Source organism: Streptomyces sp. SCA2-17 (assembly GCF_044336695.1).
The window spans coordinates 6,516,520-6,528,036 of the sequence record NZ_CP117521.1; the positions used below are offsets into that span (position 1 = coordinate 6,516,520).

The following is an 11,517-nucleotide window of genomic DNA, read 5'->3' on the forward strand; positions in this document are numbered from 1 at the left end:
TAGGAACGCATCAGCCACTGTCGCTGCCCCGGCCGCCCGGACGGGCGCCGACGTGGGTGACTGCCTCCGCGCCGGCGCGGCAGCCGTGGTGCGCGGCGGTGGCCGGGGCGTCGCCGGTCAGGCGGGAGGCGAGGAAGGCGCCGGTGAAGGCGTCGCCCGCGCCCGTCGTGTCCACGGCCGAGGCCGGCCGGCCCGGCACCCGGGCCGTGACCGTGCCGGAGACGGCGACCAGCGCGCCCCGGGCGCCCTGGGTGGCCACCACGAGCGGGAACTGCCGGCTCAGCTTGGCCGCGGCGTCGGCCGGGCCGGGCAGGCCGGTGAGGAGCGCCGCCTCGTCGCCGTTGGGCAGGAGGACGTCCGCTCCCGCAACGGCCTCCAGGAAGCGGTCCACCCCCAGCCGGGCGATGAAGCCCGCGGAAGCCGGGTCGACGCTGACCGGTACGGAGCGGGCGCGGGCGGCCTCCATGGCGGCCCGGGCCGCCCGGCGGCTCGTCTCGGCGAAGAAGAGGTAGCCGGAGAGGTGCAGGTGACCGACCCCGGCGAGAAAACCGTCACTCCAGTCCGCAGGCGACAACCGCTCGACGGCACCGCTGTCGGTGAGGAACGTCCGCTCACCGTCCGCGCCGACCAGGCAGATGACCGTGCCGGTGGCCGCCTCGGGGTCGACGACCAGATGCGGCCTGACCCCGGCGGCCCGCAGCGCGCGCTCGTGCTGCTCCGCCGCCGCGTCCGCCCCCACCCGGGCCAGGAGGCGGACGTCCCGGGCACCCGAACGCGCCGCCCAGCAGGCCACATTGGCGCCTGCGCCGCCCGGGAGCGTGACGATCGCGGCTGCGGTGTCGGTCGCGGTGACGAGCGGCGTGCGGTGACGGGCGACGACGTCCGTCACCACGTCCCCGACGACGAGCAGCGCCCCGGCCCGGACACCCCTCATGAGGCGTACGCCACGGCGATCTCGGCCGCGAGCCGCGCATTGCCCCGCACCGCGGCCACGTTGGCCTCCAGGGAAGCGCCGCCGGTGTGCCGGACGAGGTGGCCGAGGAGGAAGGGAGTGACCGCCTGCCCGGTGACGCCCTCCCGCGCACAGGCCGCCAGCGCCTCGGCGAGCACCCGGTCGTGCAGCGCCGGATCCAACTGCTGCGCCACGGGAACCGGGTTCGCGACGATCAGGGCCGACTCCGGGCCCCCCAGCGCGTCCTGGGCCCGCAGCACATCGGCCACCTCCGTCGCGGAACGGGCCGTCCAGTCCACCGGTTCGCCGGAGCTGCTGAGGTAGAAGCCCGGGAACTCCGCCGTCCGGAACCCCAGCACGCCGACGCCCAGTGTCTCCAGCCGCTGCAGGGTCGCCGGCACGTCCAGGACCGACTTCACCCCCGCGCACACCACCGCGATCCGCACCCGCGCCAGCAGGCGCAGGTCCGCCGACTCGTCCTGGGTCCGCACCCACTCGCGGTGGACGCCGCCCAGGCCCCCCGTCGCGAAGACCCGGATACCCGCCCGTGCCGCCAGGAAGGCCGTCGCGGACACGGTCGTCGCCCCGCTCGCCCCCGCCGCGACCGCCGGCGCCAGGTCCCGGTGCCCCAGCTTGCGGAAGCCGTCCTCGCCCGCCACCCGCGCCAGCTCCGCCTTGTCCAGCCCCACGCGCGGCCGCCCGTCCAGCACGGCGACGGTCGCGGGGACGGCGCCGCCCTCCCGTACGAGCTCCTCCAGCTCCTCCGCCACGTGCAGGTTCCGCGGCGCGGGCAGGCCGTGCGCGATGATCGTCGACTCCAGGGCGACCACCGGCCGGCCCCGCGCGAGTGCCTCCCGTACCTCGTCCGACAGGGTCGGCCACGCCGGCAGCCCGTCCGACACATCCGGCCACCCCGGCTGCCCGCCCGACACGTCCGGCATCTCTGGCATCGCAGGCCCCTCCCGTCGCGCCGAGCACGGCGCTGCTCACCGGATCCCTGATGCACAGAGCCGTTCCCCGGCCCGTGACATCGCAAGCCTCGGCCGCCGACGGGCCGGCCGAAGTGGCGAGTAGACGGGTTGACCGGGCCCGCTCGACGGGGCTTGGCTTCCCTCACCTTGACGTCAGTCCAGTCCAGTCCGCTCCAGGAGGGGAACCATGCGCTGTCTCGCACGAACCGCACTGCTCGCCGCCGCATTGAGCGCTTGCACGGTGGCCGCACTGCCCGCCACCGCCACCGCCGCCACCAGCGACGCCGGGCACCAGCGCCCGCGTACGGAACGGGTGAGCGTCGCCGCCGACGGTACCCAGGGCAACGCGCACTCGTACACCGCCGGCATCAGCGCCGACGGCCGCTTCGCGACCTTCAGATCCGTGGCCACCAACCTGACGCCGGGCACGCGCAACGCCGTCAACCTGTTCATCAAGGACTTACGCACCGGGGCCGTCGAGCAGGCGAACGTGGCGAGCGACGGCACGCCCGCCGACGACTCGTCCTTCGACATCGCGCTCAGCGCCGACGGGCGCTACGCCGTCTTCGACTCGCGGGCCGGCAACCTCTCCCCGGACAAGCGCCCAGGAGACGCCGATCTCTTCGTCCGCGACCGCCTGACGGGGCGGACAGAGCTGCTGCTGGAGAACAAACAACAGCAGGCGGGAGCGTCCTACGCACCTGCCATCAGCGCCGACGGCAGGTTCGTCGCCTTCACCTCCGACCGCACCGACCTCGTCCCCGGCCCGAGCACGGATCCGGTGGCGGTCTACGTACGGGACCGCTGGAAGGGCACCACGCAGCGGGTGAGCGTCCGGTCGGACGGCAGCCAGGCGGGCACCCGCTCCGCGGTGCCGGTCATCAGCGCGGACGGCAGCAAGGTCGGGTTCCTGTCGCTGGGCGGCCTGGGCGAGGGCGAACCCGCGGATTCCGCCGCCGCGGGGCTCGCAAGGCCGCGGCTGAGCACCTTCTACGTCCACGACATGCGCACCGGCCGGACCGAGCTCGCCGCCCGGCAACGCGACGGCAGCAAGGCCGGGGCGAGCGACATCCGCCTCAGCCCCGACGGACGCTACGCGCTCTTCACGACCGGCAACGCCGACGTCGTACCGGGCAAGACCACGCAGACGACGGACGTCTACGCCCGGGACCTCCGGACCGGAACCACGCGGCGGCTCAGCCTCGCCCACGACGGGTCCGAGGCCCTCGGCGACTCCCGCGGTCCCGTCATGAGCGCCGACAACCGGAAGGTGTTCTTCACCTCCACCGCCCCCAACCTGGTCCCCGGCGGCCCCACCGGCGGACGGCAGGCCGTCTACGCGCGGGACCTGCGCACCGGCGCCGTCGAACGGCTCGACGTCGCGGCCGACGGAACCCCGGCCGACGGCGAGTCGACCGGCGTCGCAGCCGACGGCCAGGGCCGCACGGCGGTCTTCACCAGCTCGGCCGGCAATCTCGTCCCCGGCGACACGAACAACGCCGACGACGTGTTCCTGCGCCGCGTCTCATGACCCGGGGCCCGGGCACGGGCGGCCGCCCTCAGGACCGCTTGACGGTGATGGCGCCGCTGCCCGTGCTCAGGTCGAGCCGGTGCGGGCCGGACGGGTCGTCGTGGAAGGCGATGTCCTTGCCACCGCTGTCGCTCTCGGCGGTCACCCGGTACCGCCCGTCGGGCATGGCCAGAGTGACGGACCCGCTTCCGGCGCCGGCCTTGACGTCCTGCGCCTCGGACAGGGTGAGGTCGACGGCTCCGCTGGAGGACTTGGCCGCGACGGGGCCGCCCTTGAGCCCCTTCCCCGTGATGGCGCCGCTGCCGGCCCGCACCTCGACCGCGCCGTTGACGCCGTCCAGGTCGATGGCGCCGGAACCGGTCCGCACCTTCACCGCGCCCGACTCGGACACGCTGACCGCGCCGCTCGTCGTCCGGCCGGACACCGGTATGCCTGCCGGCAGGTCGACGGTGTAGGCCACGGAACAGTCGTCGTCGCACCCGCCGAGTACGAGGACGCCGTTCTCGACGCGATGCGTGGCGCCCTCCGGGCGGTCTCCGCCGTACTCCACGTAACGGTGCAGGCTCACCGAGGTGGCACCCTCCTTGCCACGCAGAGTGACTCCGCCGGAGCCGGTGTCCAGCCGTACGGAGGTGATTTTCTGCGTGACGGTGGTGTCGTCGTCGAAGTTCTTCCGCATCATGCTGCACGCGCTGATCCCGCCGGCAGCGATGGCGGCTGTCATGGCGGCAGTAAGCAGACGGAGGCGCGCACGCATGAGGAATATCCACCGTTCTTGATGAGACGTCAGGGAAGGCCAGGTACTCCTGGCGGGGAGCTGCCTGTCCAGGCGAGACTATGCGCCTCACCGGACCTCTGCCATGGGGAAAACCCCCGGACACCGCCCCCGGCCCCTGATCCCCGGTCCCCGCTCAGCAGCACCCCCGGCCGTGCTCATTGCGGCAAGCCGAGCACCCTGAGAATGACGAAGGCAGGCGGCAGCACGGCGCTCCAGGCGGTGAGCCTGCGCGCCGTGGCGTACCGCGCGCGCCGCGGCAGGAGCCCGGCCGTCAGGAGCAGCGCCGGCGTCCCGGCGAAGGTCGCGTGCAGGCCGTACGAGACATCCGAGAGGGCCTGGTCGAGAGCGCGGGAGCAGTGGTCGGGGCCGCAGCTGTCGGTGGCCATGGGCGCGAGACCGCCGAAGAGGAGGGCCCCAGGGATGAGCAGCACTGCGAGCACGACGGGCAGGACGATCGAGCCCCCGGCGCGCTCGTCCTGCTCGTCGGGCCCGCGGCGGCCGGTGCCGCCGGTCCGCGCGGCGGCGGCACCCGCGGAGTCGGCGACGGCCCGGTCCCGCCGCGGTCCGTCGTCCGCCTGTGCCTGTGTCGTGAGGTCGTTCATGGGTCCACTGAACCCTGCGCCCGGGCCTGCCCGCATCGGGCCGGGTACTCAGAACGCACGGGTGCGCGTACTCATCCCGGTCTCGTCCTGCAAGCCGCCCGCGCCGCAGCGGTCGTCTGTTCGTCCCCGGGGTTGGGGGCCATCATGAGAGCGCCGTCGCATCGGTCACCTGGAAGGGGACACCCATGCCCATGCAGGGCGCAAGGGATGCACAGCACGAGAGCCACGATTACATCATCGTGGGGGCGGGGTCGGCCGGTTGCGTACTGGCCGCGAGGCTGAGCGAGGACCCCGGCGTCCGCGTCCTGCTGCTGGAGGCGGGGCCGCCCGACGACGCCGAGGAGATCCGCGTCCCGGCGGCGTTCACGACGCTGTTCCGGACCAAGTACGACTGGGACTACGAGACCGAACCCGAGCCGGGCCTGGACGGCCGCCGCTGTTACCTGCCGCGCGGGAAGACCTTCGGCGGCTCGTCGTCCATCAACGCGACGATCTACATCCGCGGCAACCACAGGGACTACGACGCCTGGTCGGACGCCGGCGCCAAGGGCTGGAGCTGGGACGAGGTCTTCCCGTACTTCCTCCGCGCGGAGGACCACCACGGCGGCGCCTCCGGCCGGCACGCCGCCGGCGGCCCGCTCACCGTCAGCGGGGGCCGCTCCAGCAGCCCGCTCCTGACCGCGTACGTGGAGGCCGCGCAGGAGGCCGGTCATCCGTTCAACCCGGACTTCAACGGCCCCGAGCAGGACGGCTTCGGCTACTACGACCTCACCCAGCGCAACGGCATGCGGTGCAGCACGGCCGACGCGTACCTGCGCCCCGCCCTGGAGCGGCCGAACCTGACGGTGCTCTCCGGAGCCCACTGCACCCGGCTGCTCTTCTCCGGCGGCCGGGCCGCCGGCGTCGAGGCCGAGCACCAAGGGGAGCTGGTGGACCTGCGCGCCGAACGGGAGGTCATCGTCTCCGCGGGCACCTACAACTCCCCGCAACTGCTGATGCTTTCGGGAATCGGCTTCGCCGCGGAGCTCGAAGCGCTCGGCATCACGCCCCGCGCCGACCTCCCCGTGGGCGAGAACCTCCAGGACCACGTGCACCTGCCCCTCATCCACCTCACCAGCAGCGAGCCGCCGATGACGGCGATGGCCCCGGCGGGCGGATTCGTACGGACCCTGGCCGGCCTCGAAGCGCCGGACATACAGATCCATGCGATTCCGGCCACGTACGAGGACGAGGGGCTCGGCGCCCCGGCCGCCCACGGCTTCCACCACGGCGCGGTCCTGCTGGGCGCGACCGCCCGGGGAAAGGTCTCCCTCCGCTCGGCCCTGCCCAGCGCCAAGCCGCGCATCGTGCACCACTACCTGTCCACGGAGGAGGACCGCGCGGCCGCGGTGCGCGCCCTGCGGGTCCTGCTCGACATCGCGGACCGGCCCGCCCTGCGCGCGCACCGGCGCGCCGACTTCCGCGTACCTCGGTCGGACAGCGACCAGGACCTCCTCGACTTCGCCCGGCGGGAAGCGCACACGCTCTACCACCCCGCGGGCACCTGCGCCATGGGACCGGTCGTCGACAACGAGCTGAGGGTGCACGGCGTACGGGGCCTGCGGGTGGTCGACGCCTCGGTCATGCCGGCCCTGGTGCGCGGCAACACCAACGCGCCTACGATCATGATCGCGGAGAAGGCCGCGGACTTGATCCGGGGCGCGTAGCCCGGCGCCGGACGCCGGCGTCGACGGTTGGGGGAGAACGTGAGCATCGCGCTGTTCGCGCTCGGGGGCACGATATCGGTGTCGGGGCGCACCACGGGGGAGCGGCTGACCGGGGCCGAGATCACCGCGGCCGTCCCCGGGCTGGACGACCTCGGGGTGCCTCTCGACGTACGGGACGTCCACGCCGTTCCCAGCGGGAGCCTGACCTTCACGCAGGTGCTCGACGTCGTTGAGGCGGCCTCGCGGGCCGTGGCGGACGGCGCCGCCGGTGCCGTCGTCACCCAGGGCACCGACACGCTGGAGGAGACCGCGTTCCTCGCCGACCTCGTGTGGCCGCACGACGCACCGCTCGTCCTCACCGGGGCGATGCGGCAGCCGGGCATGGCCGGCGCCGACGGGCCGGCCAACGTGCTCGCTGCCGCCCGCGTCGCCGCCGCCCCCGCGGCGCGCGGGCTCGGCGCGCTCGTCGCCTTCAACGACGAGGTGCACGCGGCGCGGTGGGTGCGCAAGTCCCACAGCACGAACACGGCGGCCTTCGTCTCGCCGAACGCCGGCCCGGTGGGGCGCGTCGTCGAAGGCGGCGTACGGGTCCTGGCCCCGCCGCCGCGCCGTGCCGTCCTGCCGGCCGGCATCGGCAGAGCGCGGCTCGACGCCGCCCGCGTGGCCCTGCACTGCGTCACGTTCGACGACGACCCCGGCCGGCTCGAAGGCCTCGCCGCTGCGTACCGGGGCCTGGCGGTCGCCGGCTTCGGGGCCGGGCACGTACCCGCCTCCCTCGCCCCCGTGCTGGGTGCCCTCGCCGACCGCATTCCGGTCGTCCTCACCTCCCGCACCGGCAGCGGCCCGGTGCTCCGCCGCACGTACAGCGCGCCCGGCTCGGAGACCGACCTCCAGCAGCGCGGACTGATCAACGGCGGACTGCTCGACCCGTACAAGGCGAGGGTGCTGCTGCGCCTGCTGCTCGCTGCGGGCGCGGCACACGACGACATCGCCGTGGCGTTCGCCGAACACGGCTGACCGGCCGTGTTCGCGGAGCGCACCCCGGACGCTCCCCGAACGCGGCCTGATCCGGCTCGCGTACCGGTCAATTTCCGCCAACCGCAGCCGGATCATTGATCATTTGGAGTGGGGGAGGGCGTAGGGTGGTCGGCATGCGTTCGACAGTGCTTGCGCCTCCCGCTGCCTGAGGCGGGCCGCCACGTCTCCTCAGCGCGCCGGGCCCTTCGAGGCCGACGCGCTTTGTGGTTGTGCCCGCGCACGGGAGTCCATGACCATCCGCTCCGTCTGGAGAACGCACTGTGTCCGAATCGGTGTCAGAATCCATCTCTGAAACGCCCATAGCGCCGTCGTCCTTGGCCGGCGACGCCGGCAACCCCGCGCGGGCGGCGTCGCGCTCCGTGGGGCGCGGCCTCGTCTACCTGGCCGTCGCCGGCACCACCTGGGGAACGACCGGCGCCGCCGTGGACATCGTCTACCGGTCCAGCGACCTGGGCCCCATGGCGCTGTCCTTCTGGCGGTACGTCAGCGGTCTGGCGCTGCTGCTCGCCGCCCGTGCCTTCCTCCGTATCCGCACCGCCCCCGCCTCTCCCTCCACTCCCCGCGTCGTCCGGCAGCCGTGGTGGCGGGGGCAGCGGCTGCTGCTCCTGGGCGGTACGGGCATCGGCCTGGCCGTCTTCCAGACCGCCTACTTCGGGGCGGTGCAGGAGACCGGTCTGGCCGTGGGCACCATCGTCACGCTCGGGGCCGGGCCCGTCTTCACCGCGATCGGCGGGCGGCTGCTGCTGAACGAGCGGATCGGGCGAGGCGGGGTCCTGGCCGTGTGCGGGGCCCTGGGCGGCCTGGCCGTACTGGTCCTGGGAGATCAGACCGGCACGGTCGACCCCCTCGGGGTGGGCCTGGCGCTGCTGTCCGCCGCCGGATACGCCGTGGCCACGCTCCTGGCCCGCTGGACGGGCCGCCGCGGCGGCGGGGGCGAAGACCCGTACAGCCTGACGATGTGGTCCTTCGGCATCGGCGCCGTGGTCCTGCTGCCCCTCGCCTGGGCCGAAGGCCTCGTCCCGCACACCGAGCACCTCGGGCGCGTGCTGCTGCTCATGGCCTACGTCGCCGCCGTCACCACCGCGCTCGCGTACCCGCTCTACTTCGCGGGCGTCGCGGCCGTCCGCGCGACGACAGCGGCGGTGGTGATGCTGATCGAGCCGGTCAGCGCGGCCATCCTCGCCGTCACACTCCTCGGCGAACACCTCACCACGGCGACCGTCCTCGGCACGCTCCTCCTGCTGGCCGCCGTCGCGGGCCTCGCCGTGGCCGAATCCCGGCTCCCGGAGCCGGCGGCCGCCTGAGCGGAACCGCGGCAACTGGTGCAACGGCACGCCGCCACCTTCGCGTCCACCCTTGGCGAAGGCGGCGGCGAACCCGCCCCGGCCGGGCCCCTCAGTGGTCCCAGAGCGCCCCGAAGGCCAGGAGTTCGTCGCGGTACTCGATCCGCCGCACCCAGTCCCGCGGCCACGCGTCGGCGCCAAGGTGAGCTCCCGCGAACGCGCCGGTCAGGCAGGCGATCGAGTCGGAGTCGCCGGAGGTGCAGGCGGCCCGGCGTATCGCGGTGACCGGCTCGGAGGGGAAGAGCAGGAAGCACAGCAGCGCGGTGGCCATGGCTTCTTCGGCGATCCAGCCCTCCCCCGTGGCCAGGCAGGGGTCGGCTTCGGGATCCGGATCGCTCAGCGCCGCCCCCACCCGGTCGAGGGCGGTGAGGCACTCGTCCCAGCCGCGCTCGGTGAAGGCGACCGCGCTGTGGTCCTGCGCGAACTCCCACAGGCCGCCCAGCCACCGCTCCCGGTAGACGGAGCGGTTGGCCAGCGCGTACTCCTTGAGCAGGCCGACGAGTTCGCCGGGCCGTGCGCCGTGCGCGAGCAGGTGCACCGCGTACGCGACGAGGTCACTGGCGGCCAGGGCCGTGGGGTGCCCGTGGGTGAGCGCGGCCTGCAACTGCGCCGCACCCGAGCGGACCTCGTCGGGCAGCCCGGGCATCAGCCCGAGCGGCGCCACGCGCATGTTCGCCCCGCACCCCTTGGAACCGGTCCGGCTCGCCGCCTGCCAGCGCAGGCCCATGTTGCTCAGCTGCTCGCAAGCCACCAGGCAGGTGGTCCCCGGGGCCCGGTTGTTGTCCGGCGAGCGCCACCACGCGACGAACTCCTCGCGTACGGGCCGCTCCATCCTGGCCGGCGCGAGCGGGCCCCGTTCCCTCGCGGTCCGCAGGCCCCGCCCCAGGGCGAGGGTCATCTGCGTGTCGTCCGTGACGAAGGCCCGCGCGGGCAGCGGCATGGACCGCCAGGGCCCGCACTTGGCGAGGATCTGTGGGACGTCGTTGAACTCGGTGGGGAACCCGAGCGCGTCACCGAGCGCCAGCCCGATCATGGCTCCGGTCGCGGCCCGTTTGCTGCTGCTTGCATCGTTGGTCGAGGTCACCGGCCCCATTCAAACCGCTCACCGTGGCCGCAGCCACTCTTTTGCCGCTGGACCTCAAGTGCGCTTGAGGTGACAGGGTTCCCTCATGGAAACCGAACGGATGCACCGTCAGCTGCAAGCCCTCACCGACCGCGCGGAGATCACCGACCTGCTGGCCCGCTATCTGCGCTCCCTCGACGAGCGGGTCTTCGACGAGGCCTGGGCCCGCGCGTTCCACACCGAGGACGTCACCGCGGAGATGCCCATCGGCACCGTCCGCGGCCGCGCGGCCCTCCTGGCCCATATCCGGCGCGGCATGGCGCTCTTCGACCGCACCGTGCACCTGGGGTCCGCTCCCGTCATCGAGATCGACGGCGACCGCGCCACCGCCGGCGGAGCCCAGCTCAGCACGCACGTCCTCGCCGGCGGCTCGGAAGACCTCTTCGTCTCCGGCGGCCGCACCCTCACCGAACTGGTCAGGACGCCCGACGGCTGGCGGATCAGCTCCTCGGCACTGCACGTGACGTGGACCCGGGGCACGCCGCCACGGGTGCCGGACGAGTGGACGGCGGCCGCTCCCGCGGACTGAGGCGAACGCCGCGCGGAAGGGGTCGCAGCCGGTCCGGATCCGGACGGCAGCCGGTCCTGGCGCGTTCATGACGGTGACATCTCCCCGTCGCCCCGGCGTCCTTCCGCGGTGTTGATCTGTCTGACCGACAGGTTGATCGTTCGACCATCGGAAGGAACGGGTTGATGTCCGTCAGGAAGTTCCGTATCGCCGCCCTCGCCGTGCTGACGGCAGTCGCGCTCCCGGCCGTGATGCCGGCCCTCGCCGCCCCCGCCCAGGCCGCTCCCCGGGCGCAGACCGCCGCCTCCGAGCGGGCAGCGGCAGCGCCGGGCTACCAGACCTGGCAGGCCGACGTGAAGAAGGCCGTCGCCCCCGCCGTCCCGTGGCTGCGCGGCCGGTCCGCCGAGCGCGGCGGGAAGCCCGCCATCGTGCTGGACATCGACAACACCGCGCTGGAGACGTACTACCACGAGGGCCGTGCGAACCAGCCGGTGCTGGAGGTGGCCGAGTGGGCGCACGAGCACCACATGCGGGTGCTGTTCGTCACCGCCCGCACCTCCTCGTCCTCCGCCCGGCAGCAGCTTGAGCACGCCGGCTATCCCGTGGACGCGATATGCACGCGCGAGCACGGCGAGAGCAAGGGCGAGGGCAAGGCCCGCTGCCGGAAGGAACTGACCCGGGACGGCTACGCCATCACCGCCAACATCGGAAACCGGTCGACCGACTTTGAAGGCGGCTACTACGAGAAGGGCTTCAAGCTCCCCGACTACGACGGCCAGCTGTCCTGACGCCGCATCAGGCGCGTGGCGCCTGTCAAGAACACCTTTTGCGACAACATCGCCGGGAGCCTTGCCCGCCCGGCGGGCGCACGCGTTGAATTCGATCACTCGATCGACGGCCGCCGCCGGTGAGGACGCACTCGCCGCACCGCATCACCACGCGTACCGCCGGTACCTCCTGGTGGT

The 11,517-nt window shown here is 73.5% G+C and carries 11 protein-coding genes; 6 read left to right on the plus strand and 5 right to left on the minus strand.

All coding sequences use genetic code 11. The annotated features are described in order from the left end of the window. Positions 1–10: 10 nt before the first annotated feature. On the minus strand, positions 11–934 hold the full coding sequence (locus PS271_RS28980; protein WP_398385961.1) for a carbohydrate kinase family protein: 924 nt from the start codon (positions 932–934) through the stop codon (positions 11–13). Next, positions 931–1,902, minus strand: coding sequence for a pseudouridine-5'-phosphate glycosidase (locus tag PS271_RS28985; RefSeq protein ID WP_398385962.1), 972 nt, complete (start codon positions 1,900–1,902; stop codon positions 931–933). Before PS271_RS28985 ends, PS271_RS28980 begins: the two co-directional genes overlap by 4 nt. 208 nt (positions 1,903–2,110) lie before the next feature. On the opposite strand from PS271_RS28985, the gene PS271_RS28990 reads away from it, so the two are divergent. Then, a complete protein-coding gene (locus PS271_RS28990) occupies positions 2,111–3,454 on the plus strand; it encodes a TolB-like translocation protein (RefSeq protein WP_398385964.1) in 1,344 nt (447 codons plus the stop codon). 28 nt (positions 3,455–3,482) lie between these two features. Here PS271_RS28990 and PS271_RS28995 read toward each other — a convergent pair whose 3' ends face one another. Both PS271_RS28995 and PS271_RS29000 read right to left on the minus strand, forming a co-directional pair. Beyond that, positions 3,483–4,178 carry a DUF4097 family beta strand repeat-containing protein gene (locus PS271_RS28995; protein WP_398385965.1) on the minus strand — a complete coding sequence of 232 codons (696 nt, stop codon included), beginning with the start codon at positions 4,176–4,178 and terminating at the stop codon, positions 3,483–3,485. 209 nt (positions 4,179–4,387) lie between these two features. Further along, on the minus strand, positions 4,388–4,834 hold the full coding sequence (locus tag PS271_RS29000; RefSeq protein WP_398385967.1) for a hypothetical protein: 447 nt from the start codon (positions 4,832–4,834) through the stop codon (positions 4,388–4,390). A gap of 185 nt (positions 4,835–5,019) precedes the next feature. On the opposite strand from PS271_RS29000, the gene PS271_RS29005 reads away from it, so the two are divergent. From PS271_RS29005 to PS271_RS29015, 3 genes are all read left to right on the plus strand, one after another. Then, positions 5,020–6,540, plus strand: coding sequence for a GMC family oxidoreductase (locus PS271_RS29005; RefSeq protein WP_398385969.1), 1,521 nt, complete (start codon positions 5,020–5,022; stop codon positions 6,538–6,540). A 39-nt stretch (positions 6,541–6,579) separates the two neighbouring features. Continuing rightward, positions 6,580–7,557, plus strand: coding sequence for an asparaginase domain-containing protein (locus tag PS271_RS29010; RefSeq protein WP_398385970.1), 978 nt, complete (start codon positions 6,580–6,582; stop codon positions 7,555–7,557). Between the two features lie 335 nt (positions 7,558–7,892). Then, positions 7,893–8,882 (plus strand): DMT family transporter, encoded by a 990-nt coding sequence (locus tag PS271_RS29015; protein ID WP_398385971.1) that lies wholly within the window; start codon positions 7,893–7,895, stop codon positions 8,880–8,882. Positions 8,883–8,973: 91 nt separating this feature from the next. Here the strand turns inward: PS271_RS29015 and PS271_RS29020 are convergent, their stop codons facing one another. Further along, positions 8,974–9,954: an ADP-ribosylglycohydrolase family protein gene (locus tag PS271_RS29020; protein WP_398387106.1), complete on the minus strand. Its 981-nt coding sequence runs from the start codon at positions 9,952–9,954 to the stop codon at positions 8,974–8,976. Between the two features lie 136 nt (positions 9,955–10,090). Between PS271_RS29020 and PS271_RS29025 the strand changes: the two genes are divergently transcribed. Next, complete coding sequence (locus tag PS271_RS29025; protein WP_398385973.1) at positions 10,091–10,573, plus strand: nuclear transport factor 2 family protein; 483 nt, start codon at positions 10,091–10,093, stop codon at positions 10,571–10,573. 164 nt (positions 10,574–10,737) lie between these two features. Then, entirely contained in the window at positions 10,738–11,340 is a 603-nt protein-coding gene (locus tag PS271_RS29030; protein ID WP_398385974.1) for an HAD family acid phosphatase, read from the plus strand. Positions 11,341–11,517: the final 177 nt, after the last annotated feature.